General features: G+C 71.0%; 11 protein-coding genes. 8 read left to right on the top strand and 3 right to left on the bottom strand.

The features are described from left to right. Positions 1–3186, top strand: a complete 3186-nt coding sequence (locus tag ACIBQ1_RS34945) for a CARDB domain-containing protein (RefSeq protein ID WP_397283577.1) — start codon at positions 1–3, stop codon at positions 3184–3186. A 52-nt stretch (positions 3187–3238) separates the two neighbouring features. On the opposite strand, the gene ACIBQ1_RS34940 is transcribed toward ACIBQ1_RS34945, so the two are convergent. Beyond that, positions 3239–4522 (bottom strand): MFS transporter, encoded by a 1284-nt coding sequence (locus ACIBQ1_RS34940; RefSeq protein WP_397283576.1) that lies wholly within the window; start codon positions 4520–4522, stop codon positions 3239–3241. Positions 4523–4691: 169 nt separating this feature from the next. On the opposite strand from ACIBQ1_RS34940, the gene ACIBQ1_RS34935 reads away from it, so the two are divergent. Together ACIBQ1_RS34935 and ACIBQ1_RS34930 are read left to right on the top strand one after the other, a co-directional pair. After that, positions 4692–5597, top strand: coding sequence for a LysR family transcriptional regulator (locus ACIBQ1_RS34935; RefSeq protein ID WP_397283575.1), 906 nt, complete (start codon positions 4692–4694; stop codon positions 5595–5597). Between the two features lie 70 nt (positions 5598–5667). Next, the gene (locus tag ACIBQ1_RS34930; protein ID WP_397283574.1) at positions 5668–6582 is read left to right on the top strand and encodes an LLM class flavin-dependent oxidoreductase; all 915 of its coding nucleotides are present in this window, start codon (positions 5668–5670) and stop codon (positions 6580–6582) included. 40 nt (positions 6583–6622) lie between these two features. Here ACIBQ1_RS34930 and ACIBQ1_RS34925 read toward each other — a convergent pair whose 3' ends face one another. Next, entirely contained in the window at positions 6623–7351 is a 729-nt protein-coding gene (locus ACIBQ1_RS34925) for a hypothetical protein (protein WP_397283573.1), read from the bottom strand. A gap of 156 nt (positions 7352–7507) precedes the next feature. Continuing rightward, on the bottom strand, positions 7508–8608 hold the full coding sequence (locus ACIBQ1_RS34920; RefSeq protein ID WP_397283572.1) for a LacI family DNA-binding transcriptional regulator: 1101 nt from the start codon (positions 8606–8608) through the stop codon (positions 7508–7510). A gap of 150 nt (positions 8609–8758) precedes the next feature. Here ACIBQ1_RS34920 and ACIBQ1_RS34915 point away from each other — a divergent pair, with 150 nt between their 5' ends. The 5 genes from ACIBQ1_RS34915 to ACIBQ1_RS34895 are packed head-to-tail and all read left to right on the top strand — an operon-like array spanning position 8759 to position 16181. Beyond that, a complete protein-coding gene (locus ACIBQ1_RS34915) occupies positions 8759–11845 on the top strand; it encodes an alpha-mannosidase (protein ID WP_397283571.1) in 3087 nt (1028 codons plus the stop codon). After that, complete coding sequence (locus ACIBQ1_RS34910) at positions 11842–13119, top strand: extracellular solute-binding protein (protein ID WP_397283570.1); 1278 nt, start codon at positions 11842–11844, stop codon at positions 13117–13119. The genes ACIBQ1_RS34915 and ACIBQ1_RS34910 overlap by 4 nt, the downstream gene beginning before the upstream one ends. Then, positions 13116–14033, top strand: a complete 918-nt coding sequence (locus tag ACIBQ1_RS34905) for a carbohydrate ABC transporter permease (RefSeq protein WP_397283569.1) — start codon at positions 13116–13118, stop codon at positions 14031–14033. Before ACIBQ1_RS34910 ends, ACIBQ1_RS34905 begins: the two co-directional genes overlap by 4 nt. Further along, positions 14033–14878, top strand: coding sequence for a carbohydrate ABC transporter permease (locus ACIBQ1_RS34900; RefSeq protein WP_397283568.1), 846 nt, complete (start codon positions 14033–14035; stop codon positions 14876–14878). The genes ACIBQ1_RS34905 and ACIBQ1_RS34900 overlap by 1 nt, the downstream gene beginning before the upstream one ends. Before the next feature lies 1 nt (position 14879). Then, the gene (locus tag ACIBQ1_RS34895) at positions 14880–16181 is read left to right on the top strand and encodes a glycosyl hydrolase (RefSeq protein ID WP_397283567.1); all 1302 of its coding nucleotides are present in this window, start codon (positions 14880–14882) and stop codon (positions 16179–16181) included. The last annotated feature ends 9 nt before the right edge of the window (positions 16182–16190 follow it).

Genomic DNA, 16190 nt, shown 5'->3' with positions numbered 1-16190 from the left:
GTGGGCGTCAAACATGGACCGAGAACGTGGCGGGGGCGGCTGGCCTTATGGCGCCGGCGGCTCACCATCGGGGCGATCGGCACGCTGGTCGTCGCATCGATCCCGGCACTGGCCACGCCTGCCGCGGCGGCGGCCCCGACCCTCTCCCTGACCTTCTCCATCGACTATCTCCGCCAGATCGAGAACCCGGACGACGGGCTTCTCGGAGACGGGGGAGAGGGGGACTACTACCCGAAAGTCCAGATCGCCGACGGGCCCCTCGAGGAAGGCCCGCGGATCGAGGACGACGAGTTCTCGCCCCTGGGCCTGCCCGAGGCACCCAACGGCTGGGTGTTCACCAGGTCGGGCCTGCCCGGCGACAAACCGACCGTGAACATCACCGTCGCCATGTGGGACTGGGACAACGGCCTGCGCACCAACGACGACAGGATGGACATCAGCCCTCAGTCCCAGGACAACGAACTGAACCTCGTCTACGACTTCCGCTCCCGCTCCCTGTCGGGGGACGGCATCGTCTTCAGCACGCCGTGCATCGACACCTCCGGCGAGTTCAGGGGCCAGAGCTGCGTCGAGGGCAACGGCGACCACGGTTTCCCCAAGGACAACGACGGCAGGAAGACCAGGCTCGGCATCACGGTCGACGCCGATCTTCCCGACACCGACCGGGACGGCATCCCGGACGTCGTCGAGCTGTCCGGGATACGCGACCGCGGCGGCGCGGTCCTCGCCGATCTGCCGGCGCTGGGCGCCGACCCGTGTCGAAAGACGATCATCCTCCAGGTCGACTACATGGCCGACGGCAGGCATTCCCACCGGCCCAAGGACGATGCGATCACCTTGGTCAAGAACGCCTTCAAGAACGCGCCCGTCCCAGCGGCGAATCCGTGCCCGTACGGAGCACGCTCTGACGGCGTCGACTTCGTCTACATCCCGGGCGCGCGACTCAACGAACAGCCGGCCATCGGCCTGATCAACAACACCGACTTCGTCGACGCCCGCAACGCGAATCTTCCCCGGGAGCTGTTCCCGTACGCGCACTATGCGATCTTCGGCCACGACCTCATCGTCACCCGCGCGAACGGGAGCTCGACCTCCCAGGGAACCTCAGGCGAGTGCTGCGAATTCCAAAGGGACAACAACAAGGACTTCCTCGTCACCCTCGGCTCGTGGCGGACCATATGCGTGGCGGACTTCGGCGTCGACTACGGCGGCGACGACGTCCTCCAGACGAGGCCGGTGGGCGACGACAGGGTGGTCGGCAGAGCGGTCCAGGTGGGGCCTGACCGCACCTGCGACACGACCAGCACGAATGTCACCGACGTGCAGGTGCTCAACCCCGGATCGGGCAGGGACGACGCCGAGGTCGGCACCGTACAGGACCAGGCCGGTACCCTCATGCACGAACTCGGGCACGCGCTCGGCCTGGCCCACGGCGGCGACACCAACGAGGTCAACTTCAAGCCCAACTACCTCAGCGTCATGAACTACTTCTTCCAGTCGGGCATCCCCAACAGCCCGCCGCCCCTGCTCGTCGCCGACACCGGGACCTGGAAGACCGGGGCGACCCGCATCGGGTATTCGACCGGAAAGCTTCCCAAGCTGGCCGAGAACTCGCTCATGGAGGGCAACGGGATAGGCGACGGCGCCGACTACACGTTCTGGACGACCGACAACCTCGCCCACCCGGGCAGCACCATCAGGCCGTGGCGAGCGGGGATCGGCAACGGGCCGCTCAACTGGAACGACAACACCACCCCTGGCACCGGCGTCCCGATCATCGAGCCGACCCCCGTGAGAGTGGACATCAACGGCAATGGCAATGACAGCCAGACCCTCACGGATCACAACGACTGGGCGGCCATCAGGTTCCGGGCCGACCAGTCGCCCGACAGCATGGGGCGAGCCTGCAGCAGCTACCCGGTGAGCGCGCCGACCTGCACCGGGGCCGGCAGCGGCCCGGCGGACGAGCTCGACTTCGCCACGGTGCAGCGTCAGGAGATCGCCTTCTTCAACCAGTACGACCCCGACATCGCCACGACCAAGACCGTCGACAAGTCCGACGCCGAGCCCGGCGACACCCTCACCTACCAGGTGAAGCTCGACAACGTCGGCACCGGCGCCGCGACGGCGATCGGCCTGACCGACACCCCGCCCGGCGGCCCGGATCAGACGCGCCAGGTGCCCTACCTCGGCTCGGGAGTGTCCACGGCCGAGACGTTCACGTACGCGATCCCCTGCGACACCGCCAACGGGACCGTCCTGACCAACACGGCGACGGCGACCGCCAAGGACACCGGCGGCGGCGCCGAGGCGAACACGGCCAACAACACCGCGAAGGCCGAGACCACCGTGCACGCCCCGAGGCTGACCCTGGCCAAGACCGCGCCGCGGACGGTCAACGCGGGCGAGGCCATGACGATCGACCTGAAGGTCACCAACGCGGGCAGCGGCACCGCCACCCAGGTGGCCCTCACCGACACGCTCCCGGCCGAGGTCACCTACAGCCGGGCCCTCGACCGGGGCACGGGGCCCAAGCCCTCGTCGGTGACCGCCAACCCGGACGGCACGACCACGCTCACCTGGTCGCTCGGGTCGCTCGAAGGCGGCGCGACCTCCAGTGTGCAGTTCACTGCCCGGCCGAGCCTGCTGTTCGTCGCCGGGAACGAGCTCCCCGACTCCGCCTCGACCTCGTACCAGAACGGGAACGGCTGCGTCTACGAGCCGGTCGCCGCGACCGCCTCCACCACCGTCACCGAAGTCACCCCCACCCGGAACCCGTGGGCCCAGCTGATCTGGCAACTGCACCCCGACCAGCAGACTCCCGAGGTGCTGGCCCGGATCCAGGCGACCGACGCCCGCTTCGACGGCGCCGACGGCTCGGCTCCGGACGGCGCACTCACCCGGGCCGAGGTGAACGCCGTCTTCGCCCTGTCGATCAGGCAGTCAGACCTCCTCCGGGCCCAGCTGCTGACGGCCTACCTCAACCTCGCCGACCGGCGGATCAACGCGGCGACGAAGATCTCCTCGCTGGTCGCCGCCGCGCTGGAGCTGAAGTCGGTGGCCCAGGCCGCCCGCCACGCGCAGGCGACCCTGCTGCTGCCGGACGACCTCGCGAACCTGCTCAAGTACACCAAGGCGACGACCGTACTGACCGAGATCAACCTCAACCTCAGCGAACGCTACTGAGCCGGACGGCCCGCCGCGGCGCCCCGCGGCGGGCCACGTCCGCACGCCGGCTTCAGCCCCGCCGGCGCCACCACGCGACCAGCAGGCCGCCGGCCAGGACCACGGCCGCCACGACGCGGTAGCCGGCGCTCGTCCCGTACGTGGTCATCACCGTGCCCATGACGGCGACCCCGACCGCGCTGCCGAGCTCGCGGGTGGCGCTGTTGAGCCCCGAGCCGAGCCCGGCGCGCTCGCGCGGCAGCGCGGCCATGATCTCGTGCGAGAGCACCGGCAGGCACACCCCCATCGCCGCCCCCATGACGACCAGGCCGACGGCGTACACCGGGTAGGGCATGGCCGCGTCCGCGAACGACAGCAGCGCCAGCCCCGCCACGATCCCCGCCAGCCCGGCCGGGACGGCGGCGCGGGCGGGCAGGCGGCCCGACAGCCGCGACAGGACGATCATGGGGATCACCAGCGGCACGATGGCCACGCCGGTGACCAGCGGCGAGAAGCCCTTGACCTCCTGCAGGAAGCGGGCGTTCACGAAGAACAGCGCGAACAGCCCGAAGAACGCCACCGCCACGCCCAGCGTCCCCGCCCGCAGCCGCGGCAGCGCGAACAGGCGCGGGTCGAGCAGCGGCCGCGGCGCGCGGAGCTGGTGCCCGACGAAGACGCACAGCAGCACGACCGCCACGCCGAACGCCGACAGCACGAACCCGCTCCCCCATCCGGCCTCGGGCCCTTGGATGACCCCCGCCAGCAGCGCCACGGACGCGGCCGTGAGCAGCACCGTCCCCGGCAGGTCCAGCGGGGCGGCCCCCATGCGGGGCGCGCGCGGCACCACCACGGCGACCAGCACGGCCAGCACGCCTGCCAGCAGCACCGGCACGCCGAACAGGGCCCGCCACGGCAGATACTCCATGACCGCGCCGCCGCCCACGTTGCCGAGCACCCCGGCCGCGCCGGTGGCGGCGGTCCAGGCAGCGACGGCGTGCCCGCGTTCGGCGACCGGGTAGGCGCCGACCGTCAGGGCCAGCGAGGCGGGCATCACCATGGCCGCTCCCGCGCCGCTCACCGCCCTGGCGGCGATCAGCGTGCCGACGTCCGGCGCGAGCGCGGCCAGCAGGCAGCCCGCCGCGAACACGCCCAGCCCCGTCAGCAGCACCCCCTTGCGGCCGAACCGGTCTCCGGCCGCTCCGGCGGGGATGAGCAGGCAGGCGAAGACGATGACGTACGCGTCGACGATCCAGAGGATCTGCGACGGGGACGGGCGCAGCTCGCCGGCGGCGAGCGTGGGGATGGCGAGGTTGACGGCGGCGACCAGGGCCACCGCGAGGATCACGGCGGCGGCCATCACGGCCATGATCCGCGTGCGAGCGGGATGTCCGGTTTCTAACGTCGTTGCGGGCATGCGAAACCCCCGGGTTGTGGAGATGGGTGATGAGTCGAGCGGAGGCCTCCCGCGGAATTCACCGTAAGCTCGATTCTGACTTAACCTCAAATGCATCTTTGTCAGGTGATATATGCGTCAGACGCAACCCAGCCTGGACCTGCTGATCGCGCTGGACGTCCTGCTGGAGGAGGGCAGCGTCTCGGCCGCCGCGCGGCGGCTGCGCCTGTCGGAGCCGGCCATGAGCCGCACGCTCGGCCGCATCCGCAAGGCCATGGGCGATCCCGTGCTGGTGCGTTCGGGGCGGCAGATGGTGCCCACGCCGCGGGCGCTGGCCGTGCGGGGCGAGGTGCGGGCTCTGGTGGAGGCGGCCAGGAAGGTGTTCACGCCGCCGGGGCGGCTGGACCCGGCCACGCTGGTACGCCGGTTCACGATTCTGGCCTCGGACGCGGTGATCACGGCCATGAGCGTGGCGCTGCTGACGGAGGCGGCCGAGTCGGCCCCCGGGGTGCGTTTCCACTTCATCCCCGAGGGGCACGGCGACGCTCAGGCGCTGCGTGACGGGAGCGCGGACCTGGAGGTGACCATGATCTCGGACCCGGCGCCGGAGACGCGGGTCGAGCCGATCATTGTGGATCAGGCGGTGGGCGTCGTGCGCCCGGGGCATCCGCTGCTCGACGGGCCGGTCACGGCGGAGCGGCTGGCGGCGGCCGAGCACGTGATCGCCAGCCGGCGGGGCCGCTACGAGGGGCCCGTGGACGAGATCCTGGCCGGCATGGGGCTGACGCGCCGGGTCGTGGGCTCGGTGCCGACGTTCGAGGCGTCGCTGCTGGTGGTGCGGCAGTCCGACCTGGTGGGGATGACACCGGAGCGGCTGACCCGGCCGCTGGTGGAGGCTCTGGGGCTGGCGACGTTCCCGATCCCGTTCGTTCTGCCGGCGATGACACTGTCGCAGGCGTGGCATCCCCGCCACGACGTGGACCCCGCGCACGTGTGGCTGCGTGAGCTGGTACGCGAGGTGCTCGGCCGCCAGGAGTAGTTTGCGGTTCGGTATACGAACTAATATAGTTCGCATACCGAACATCATGCCTCGGAGGAAAGGCAGAACATTGTCCCTACCAGAAGTCGTGTTCGGCTTCGGCGCGCACAGCGGCATCGACGAGGGGCCGGACCTGCTGCGCATGGCCGAACAGGCCGACCGTGACGGGCTCGACCTCTTCTCCCTGTCCGACCACCCCTACATCGGCCGGCGGCTGGACGCGTACGCCTCCATCGGCTTCGTCCTCGGACGCACGCGACGCCTCTCGGGCTTCGCCAACGTCACCAACCTGCCGACCCGGCCGGCTCCCATGCTGGCGCGTACGGTGACGTCGCTGTCGGCGCTGTCGGGCGGCCGCGTCGTGCTCGGCATGGGCGCGGGCGGGCTGTGGGACCGGATCTCCGACATGGGAGTGCCGCGGCTGTCACCGTCCGACGCCGTGGACGCCTTCGAGGAGGCGATCGTCCTGGTCAAGTCGCTGTCGGGCGGCGGCCCGCCGGTCACCTTCCAGGGGCATCACTACCGGGTGGAGCGGATCGAGCCGGCTCCCGTGGCCGCGCCGCCCGTGTGGACCGGATCGGTCGGCCGGAAATCCCTGGCCGCCACCGGCCGGGTGGCCGACGGCTGGCTCCCGGGCCACGCGGCGGACTGGCTCAGCGAGCGGTACCGGGAGTCGCGGCCGGTCATCGACGAGGCGGCGGCCGCCGTGGGGCGCGATCCGCGCGAGATCCGGACGGTCTTCAACTTCCCCGGGCGCATCACCGACCGGCCGCTGCCCGCCACGCGCGACGGCGACGGCCGGTGGATCGGCGGCTCCGCCGGCCAGTGGGCCGAGGAACTGACCGGGGCCGTGCTGGAGCACGGCGCATCGGGGTTCATGCTCTTCTCCCCCGATCACGGCTCTCCGGACCTCGTCACCCTCGGGCGCTGGGCGCAGGAGATCGCCCCGGCCGTACGCGAGGCGCTCGCGAAGGAGAGCCGCTGAGGTGACGGCCACCGCGCGGGGCGGTGGCCGGTGACGCGGATCAGGCGACCTTGGAAGAGCTCGCCGTCCAGGTGTTGCAGGCGCCCGGCTTGCCGGACTTGTAGCCCTTCGCCAGCCAGTAGAGGCGGTTGGCGGTCTTGCCCTGGTACCGGTTCTTCCAGAACACCGGAACCTTGGCGACGGGCTTCCAGTCCTTGACCGCCCGCCCCACGGCCTTCGCCGACACGCCCACGAAGCAGTCGATCTGCAGGTAGTAGCGGCGGTTCTGCTCGTTCATGATGGCTTCGTCCGCATCGTTCTCGAGCCCCCACCAGGCCTTCCCGATGCCGGTCTGGCCGGTCACGACCCCGCCCCACGTCCGCGTGATGGCCGTGAACACCGCGAGGTCGTTCTTGGCCTTGATCCAGTCATCGGCCACGCGGACGCGGATGGTCGTGGTGCAGATCTCGGAGAACGAGCCGGAGACGTCCATGCCGGTGGAGCAGGACTCCTTGTCGTCCGCGGCCTTGAACTCCACCTTCACCGGCGTGAAATCCTTGATCGCCGGCTTCCACGCCGTGTTCAGGCAGCCGACCAGTTTGGTGATGTACTTCCTGGTCGAGGCGGCGCTCGTGCCCTTGTCCAGCTTGCAGGCGGCCGTGCGCAGGCCGGCCGCCTTGTAGAGGTCGTTGTGAGTGAGCTCGGGAGCGCCCTTGACCGGCGCGGCGAGCGCCGTACCGGAGAAGATCGCCAGGCCGACGGCCGTCCCGGCTAATAGACGAGTGATCATAAAGTTGGATATTAGGGGGTGAGATCATCGGGAGTCCCCACTTTCGCGCGTGATCACGAAGGGCGAGCCTGATGAGCGAACTCACGCCGGAGCTGGTCGTGGACGGTGTCTCCTCAGGCGCACCCTGGCGCGGTTCGACCGGTGGCTCTGACGCGATCAGGCGTGCGGCGGCGGGGCGGTGCTGCCGCGGACGACGAGCTCCGGGGTCGGGGCCTGGACCGCGCGGGGTTCCGGGCGCTCGGCCATCGTGTGGAGCAGCTCGGTCGCCGTCAGCATGCCCAGCGCGTACGTGTCGCGGGTCAGGGCGGTGATCGGCGGATGCGGCAGATGGGTGAGGATGGAGTCGTCGAAGGACACGATGGACACCTCGCCGGGGACCGGCACGGCCATCTCGGTGGCCACGCCGAGGCCCGCGGCGGCCATGACGTCGCTGTCGTAGATGATCGCCGTGCAGCGCGGGCTCGCCTCCAGGAGGCGGCGGGTCGCCGAGGCGCCCTGGGTGTCGGAGTAGTCGGTGGGCACGCTGGCGATCTCGAGGCCGAGCGCCTCGCGGGCGTCGCCGATGGCCTCCAGGCGCCGGCGCGTGTGCTGGTAGGACGGTATGCCGCTGACGTGCCCGATGAACCGGTGGCCGAGCGCGGCGAGGTATTCCAGGATGCGGGTCATCGCCGCGTGGTCGTCCACCCAGACGCTGCTCAGCGGCAACGGGCCCCCGTGCCCGCCCAGGATGACGGCGGGGACGCGCAGGTCGGCGACGACCTGGGGCCGGACGTCGTCGACCGTGAGGTCGAGCAGGACGAGCCCGTCGACCCGGTTCTCGGCGGCCCAGCGGCGGTAGACCGCCACTTCCGCCTGCGTGTCCTCGACGATGAGGAGCTGCGTGGCGATGCCGCCGTTGGACAGGCGGGACTGCAGGCCGGACAGGAAATGGGCGAAGAACGGCTCGACGCCCAGCGTCCGGGCAGGCCGGGCGATGACGATGCCGGCCACGTCGTTGTTGGCCCCCTTGAGGGCGCGGGCGGCCCGGTGCGGGCGCCAGTTGAGCTCCTCGGCGACCTCGAGGATGCGTTTGCGCGTCGCGTCGCTGATGCCGGGGCGGGCGTTGAACGCCAGCGACACCGCCGACACCGAGACCCCCGCCAGCCGCGCGATGTCGGTGCTCCGCAACCGGGCCGGGGCGGCACCCGCCAGAGAGGGCTCGGCAGGCTCCGGCGCGGCGGCGGGGTCCTGGGGCGGAACCTGGTCGTTCGGCAGCATCGCTCCTCCATCGCCGTCGTTATGCAAACTTGATGAGCCCCCCGGGTGACCGCAGGGCCTAAAACGTATTAGTCTGCGGTCGCTTGCCGATCATAACCTACTAAAACGTATTAGGCCGATTGTGATATCTCCGCTACGGAGAGGTACGAGATGCACAACCACCTCAGCCGCACGCTAGAGAGGCTCGCCCGCGTGCGGCGGGAACGGATCGAGCCCCGGCTCCACACCCGGCTGGGCGATGTCGAGGTCGAGGCCTGGACGGTCCCGGACGACGGGGAGCCGGTGCGGGCCCGCCACGCCCTCGGGCTCGAACCCGAAGCCGGCCGGAGCGCCCCCGGCTACCGTCCCTTTCCCCTGGGCTCCGCCTGGGGTGAGGCCTGGTCCACGACGTGGTTCCGGGTCCGGGGCACGGTCGATCCGCGCCTGACCGGGCCGATCGACCTCGTGTTCGACCTGGGCTGGTTCGACCACTCCGTGGGCGGTCACTGCGAGGGGCTGGTCTTCACCCCGGACGGGACGATCGTCAAGGGCCTGCATCCTCGCCAGTCCGCCATCCGGTTACGCGACGACGCAGGCGGGCCGGCCGGCGCCGACGGCTCGTTCGTGCTCTACATCGAGGCGGCGGCCAATCCCCTGCTGCTCGGCCTGCCGCCCTTCGTCGTCACCGAGCACGGCGAGAAGGGCGCGGAGGAGCCGTTCGAGCAGTTCAGGCTGCGCCGCGCGGAGATCGCCGCGTTCTCGCCCGAGATCCACGCCCTGTGCTGCGACCTGGACGTGGCCGGCGGCCTGGCCGCCGAGCTGAGCGCGGACGAGCCGCGGCACTGGCGGCTGCTGCGCGCGATCGAGGAGGCCCTGGACGCCTACGACGAGGCGGACGCCGAGGAGAGCGCCCGGCGGGCGCGGGCGGTCCTCGCCCCCCTCCTGGCCTCGCCCGCGCACGCCAGCGCCCACCGGATCACCGCCGTCGGGCACGCGCACATGGACACGGCGTGGCTGTGGCCGCTGCGCGAGACGGTCCGCAAGCTCGCCCGTACGGTCTCCAACGCGCTCGCCCTCCTCGACGCCGACCCCGCCCTCGTCTACACGATGTCGGCGGCGCAGCACTTCAGCTGGCTCGAAGAGCACTATCCGGAGCTGTTCGCCCGGGTGCGGCACTACGTGGAGCAGGGCCGGTTCGTCCCTGTCGGGGGCATGTGGGTGGAGGCGGACGGCGTCATCCCCACCGGCGAGTCGATGGTGCGCCAGCTGACCTACGGCAAGAGATACTTCCTCAGCCGCTTCGGCCGCGAGCCCCGTGAGATGTGGCTGCCCGACTCCTTCGGCTATTCGGGCGCCCTGCCGCAGCTGGCCCGCAGGGCCGGGTCCCGCTGGTTCCTGACGCAGAAGATCTCCTGGAACGACACCACGGTCTTCCCGCACCACTCCTTCTGGTGGGAGGGCATCGACGGAACGCGGATCTTCACCCACTTCCCGCCCGCGGAGACGTACGCCGCCGAGGTGAGCGCCCGCGAGCTCCACCACGCGGTCGCCACGTTCAAGGACAAGGCGATCGCCTCCCATTCGCTGCTCCCCTACGGGTACGGCGACGGAGGCGGCGGCCCCACCCGGGAGATGGCCGAGCGGCTGCGCCGCTTCGCCGATCTGGAGGGCGCGCCACGCGTGGCCTCCAGGCCGCCGGCGGAGTTCTTCGAGGACGCCGAGACCGAGCTGCGCGAGGCCGGGGCGCTGCAGCCGGTCTACCGCGGCGAGCTCTACCTGGAGCTGCACCGGGGCACCCTGACCTCCCAGGCGGAGATGAAGCGGCACAACCGGCGCTGCGAGTCGCTGCTGCGGGCGGCCGAATATCTCAGCGCGGCGGCGAGCGCGCTGCGCGGCGCGCCGTACCCGCGCGCGGAGCTCGACGAGATCTGGCGCACCGTGCTGCTGCACCAGTTCCACGACATCCTCCCGGGAACGTCGATCAGCTGGGTGCACCGCGAGGCCCGTGACACCTATCAGACGCTGGAAGAACGCCTGCACGACCTGATCAAGCAGGCCGGCGCGGCGCTGGGCGGCGAGCAGGCCGGAGGCGGACCACCGCCGTTCGTCACGCCGGCGAAGCCGGGCGCGGCCGCGGTCGAGGTCACCGACGGTGAGGCCGGCGCCACCGTACTGGACGACGGCCTGCTGCGGGTCGTGGTGGACGGCGGCGGCCACGTCGTCTCGCTCCTCGACCTGCGCAGCGGCCGGGAGGTCGTCCCGCCCGGCCGGCGCCTCAACGAGCTGCAGCTCTTCCGCGACGAGCCGGTGCGCTGGGACGCCTGGGACGTGGACCGCCACGTGCTGCGCCACCCCCGGCCGCTCGACGACGTCACCAGCCGCAGGGTCGTCCGCGGCGGGCCCGACGCCGGCGTGGAGGTGGTCCGGCGGACCGGCACGTCCACGATCACGCTGACCATGTGGCTGCGGGCCGGCACCGGGCGGTTCGAGACCGAGTGCACCGTCGACTGGCAGGAGCGCGAACGCCTGCTGAAGGTCGCGGTCCCGGTGCGGGTCCTGGCGCGGACCGCGCGGTTCGAGACCCAGTACGGCTACGTCGAACGCCCCCTGCTCACGAACACCGCGACCGAGGAGGCGATGTTCGAGGCCGCGATGCACCGCTACGTGCACGTGGACGACGGCGGCTTCGGCGTCGCGATCGTCAACGACACGATGTACGGGGCCGACGCCCGCGCCGACGGCGACTCCACCGTCGTCCGGCTGTCCCTGCTCCGGGGCGCGCGCTTCCCCGATCCCCGCGCCGACGCGGGCACGCACACCTTCCGCTGGGCGGTGCTGCCCGGCGCGGACGTGCCGGCCGCGGTCGAGGCCGCGTACGCGTTCAACGCCCCCGACCTCGCCGGGCTGCCGGCGCCGGCGCCGCTGGTGCGGCTGGAGCTCCTCACGGGTCACGCCCTCGTCGACTGGGTCAAGCAGGCCGACGACGGCTCCGGAGACCTGGTCGTGCGGGTGTACGAGACGCGGGGGGCACGGGCGGGCGCCCGGCTGCACTGCCACGAGGAGCTCGGCGCGGGAGCCGTCGTGTGGGAGACCGACCTGCTCGAACGGGAGCTCGACGCGGACGGGGACCTGCCCGTGGCCATGGACCCGGCGGGCACGCGCCGTCCCGTGGGCGAGGCGCGCCTGGACCTCGGCCCCTTCCAGGTGGCGACCCTGCGGATCGCCACTCATGCATCACTCAAGGAGGACGTCCAATGAGAAAATGGACCTGCGTCGCGACACTGGCCCTGGGATCGCTGCTGCTGTCCGGGTGCGGCGGCGACGCGACGCCGCAGGCCTCGGGCGGGGCGCTGGCGGGATCGATCAAGTTCCAGACGTGGAACCTGAAGAACGAGAAGTTCACGCCCTACTTCACCGAGCTGATCGCGGCCTTCGAGAAGGAGCACCCGGGCACGAAGATCACCTGGGTGGACCAGCCCGCCGAGGGCTACCAGGACAAGCTGTCGGCCGACGCCGCGGCGGGGGCGCTGCCCGACGTCGTGGACATGGGGCCCGAGGCCGCCTACACGCTGGCCCAGGCGGGGGTCCTGCTCGACCTCAACAAGGCCGACCCGCAGGCCAAGGGGCTGTACCTGGACAAGGCGTGGCAGGCGATGACGTTCGGCGGGCTGGGCGGCGGGACCTACGGCTACCCGTGGTACCTGAACACCGGGCCGGCGTTCTTCAACACGGCGCTGTTCAAGAAGTGCGGTCTCGACCCGGCCAAGCTGCCCGCCACCTACGACGAGCTCTTCGACCAGGCCGAGACCATGGCCAAGAACTGCTCGGACGTGTCGATGATCGCCCGGATGCCCGTCATCGAGATGTTCGGCGAGTACGGCGTGCCCCTCATGGACGCGGCGGGCAAGAAGTTCACCTACAACGACGCCAAGGGCGCGGAGTTCGTCGAACGGTTCCGGAAGCTGTTCGCCAGTAAAGGCCTGACCCAGGAGGCGCTGAACAACCTGCAGACCAAGGAGGTCGAGGAGTTCAAGGCCGGGCGGCTGGCGTACCTGTCGGGCAGCTCGTACACCCTCAACGACCTGAAGGACACCGCGCCCGACATCTACAAGACGCTCGGGATCGGGCCGCGGATCAGCAACGCCGCCCCCAACATGTACATCGAGTCGCTGGTCGTGAACGCCTCCGGCAAGAACCAGCCGCTGGCCACGGCCTTCGCCAAGTACGTCACCAACACCGCCAACCAGCTCGCCTTCGCCAAGAAGGCCTCCGTGTTCCCCTCCTCGGCCGGGTCGATGGACGACGAGTACTTCACCAAGGACGACGGCGACCCCGCCACGAAGGTGCGCCTGGAGAGCGCGGCCCAGGTCAAGAAGGCGGTCGTGTGGTGGCCTCCGGCGTTCTCCGGCTCCGCCGACGCCGACACGCTGCGCGAGCAGATCGCCCAGGCGCTGCTGGGCAAGAAGACGGTGCAGCAGGCGCTGGACGAGTCGGTCAAGTACTCCAACGACCGGCTGGCCGCGCACGGATGACCGGCTCCGCCCAGAACGACGGGGGCAGCGCGCCGGCCACCCATCGGTGGCGCGTGACCCCGTGGCTGTTCCTGCTGCCCGCGCTGGCCGTCATCGTGGTCCTGGTCCTGGTGCCGTTCCTGAACACGCTGCGGCTGGCGTTCACGGACTCCACCCTGCTCAGGAGCGGGGAGTTCACCGGGCTGGACAACTTTCGGCGCATGTTCACCGATGAGCGCTTCACCACCGCGCTGCTGAACTCCACGCTCTACACGGTGTGCGTGGTGCCGCTCATGGTGGCGCTGCCGCTCGTGCTGGCCTCGCTGCTGAGCGGGGCCGGGCGGCTGATGGGGTTCTTCCGCACCACGATGTACCTGCCGGTGATCATGTCGCCGGTCATCGTCGGGCTGATCTGGACGAACATGCTCGACAAGCGCGGCCTGGTGAACGAGCTGCTCGGCACGCTCAAGGCGGTCACCGCGCCGGTCCCCTTCCTGACCGACCGGTGGCTGCTGCTGTTCAGCGCGATGTTCGTCACGGTGTGGATGGGCCTGGGCTACTACATGGTCATCTACCTGGCCGCGCTGGCGAACATCGACCCGAGCCTGTACGACGCGGCGGCCATGGACGGCGCGGGCCCGGTGCGTTCCTTCCTCAACGTCACCGTCCCGGGCGTGCGCTCCACGATGGGGCTCATCGGCGTGCTGTCCTCGGTGGCGGCCTTCCGGGTGTTCGGCGAGATCTATGTGCTCACCGACGGCACGGGCGGCGTGGGCGGCGGCGATCTCACGATGACCATGCTCATCCAGCGCGAGGGCACCGGCCTGCAGGCCCGCACCGGGTACGCGGGCGCGATCAGCCTGGTCATGTTCGTCATCCTCGGCGGGCTGCTGGTCGCGCAGCTCGTCCTGCAACGCAAGCAGAGGTCCTCCTGATGTCCGGTCCGTCCGCACGACGCCGCTTCTCGCCGGGCCTGGTCGTGCGCTACCTGATCCTCCTGCTGATGGCCGTGCTGCTGGCGGGCCCCCTGCTGTGGCAGGTCTCGCTGTCGCTCAAGGGCGCCGGCGACGCGCTCTACACCCGGCCGCCCGAATTGCTCCCCGGCCATCCCACGCTGGGGAACTTCGCGACGGTGCTCGATCGCGTCCCGGTGCCCCACTACCTGCTCAACTCCCTGGTCGTGGCCGCCATGGCGGTCGTCGGCAACGTCGTGGGCGCCACCTGCGCCGGGTACGCGCTGGGCAAGCTGCGCTTCCGCGGGCGCGGGGTGGCGGCCAGCATCTGCGTCGCGGCCCTGCTGGTCCCGGCCGAGACCGTGCTGATCTCCCAGTTCCTGCTGGTCAGGGCGGCCGGGCTGGCCAACACCCTGCTGGGCGTCGTCCTGCCGACGATCGTGGCCGCCCTGAACGTGCTGCTCATGCGCAACGCGTTCCGCAACCTGCCCGCCGAGTTCGAGGAGGCGGCGATCGTCGACGGCGCCAACGCCTGGCAGCGGTTCATCCGCGTCTCCGTCCCCCAGGTCAAGGGCGTCATCACGGTCGTGGCGATCTTCGCTTTCGTCGGCTCGTGGAACGACTTCCTGTGGCCCCTCATCGTCCTGTCCGACGAGGACAACTACACCCTCACCGTCGGCCTGAACCGCCTGCGCGGCACCTTCTACGACGATCCGCGCCTCATCGCGGCCGGCACGATCATCGCCCTGGTTCCCATCGTCACGTTCTTCGCCATCTTGCAGCGCTACTTCTTCCGCGGGCTCGAAGCGGGAGGCTTGAAAGGTTGAAATGCTGAGATTCGGGGTCAACTACACGCCTTCCCAGGACTGGTTCTACTCCTGGCTGGATCCGGACTGGGCGGCCACCCGGCGGGACATGGCGGCCCTGGCCGGGCTGGGCCTGGATCACGTACGCGTCATGCCGCTGTGGCCCGTGCTGCAGCCGAACCGGACGCTGATCCGCCGCCGCGCCCTCGACGACGTGCGCCGCGTCGTGGAGATCGCCGGCGAGGCCGGCCTGGACGCGAGCGTCGACGTCCTTCAGGGGCACCTGTCCGGGTTCGACTTCGTGCCGAGCTGGCTGACGGACTGGCACCGGCGCAGCATGTTCACCGACCCCGACGCGGTCGCCGCGCAGGCCCAGCTGGTGGAGGCGCTCGACGGGCACCTGCACGACCTGCCCAACTTCCTCGGCCTGACCCTGGGCAACGAGGTCAACCAGTTCACCTCCGCCCTGCACCCGAGCCCGATGCCGGCCACCGCGCGGCAGGTGACGGCCTGGCTGCGGGCGCTGCACGGCAAGGGCCCGCGCGACCCGCGCCACTTCCGGCTCAACGCCGAGTACGACGCCGTCTGGTACGCCGACGACCACCCCTTCACCCCCGCGCACTCCAGCCGGCACGGCCAGATGAGCGTGATCCACTCGTGGATCTTCAACGGCACGGCCCAGGGGTACGGGGCGATGTCGTACGAGAGCGTCACCCATGCCGCGTATCTCATCGAGCTGTCGCGCGCCTTCGCCCTCGACCCGGCGCGCCCGGTGTGGCTGCAGGAGGTCGGCGCGCCGCTCAACCACCTGGCGGAGGAGCAGGCGCCCGGCTTCTGCGAGGGGACCGTGCGGGAAGCGGCCGACAGCGACGCCCTGTGGGGCGTCACGTGGTGGTGCTCCCACGACGTGGAGCGCCGGCTGGCCGACTTCCCCGACCTGGAACACAGCCTCGGCCTGATCGGCGCGGACGGCGCGGTCAAGCCGATCGGCCGGCGCTTCGCCGAGCTGGCCGCGGAGCTGCGCGACCGGCCGCGCCCCGCCCCGCGCACCGAGGCCGTCGTCGTCCCCGTCGACGCCGACGACGTCCCCGTGTCCCGGGCGGAGCTCTCCCCCGGCGGCGGCGTCTTCGAGACGTGGATGGGCCGCGCCCGCGCCGGAGCCCGCCCCGCCCTGGTCACCTCAGCGACCGCGGGCGACCCGGCCGCGCTGCGCGCACGCGGCGTCGAACGGCTCGTCCACGCCGAGCCGACGGGCCGCACCTTCTACAGCTCGGTCAGCGACGAGGAGGTCCTCGACCGGATGGCCGCCCATGCCGAATCCTGAGGAAACGAG

The organism is Nonomuraea sp. NPDC050153 (assembly GCF_044460125.1).
Classification (GTDB): Bacteria; Actinomycetota; Actinomycetes; order Streptosporangiales; family Streptosporangiaceae; genus Nonomuraea.
Note: the sequence above shows the minus strand (reverse complement) of the source record. Positions and strands in the feature narration are given on the sequence as shown.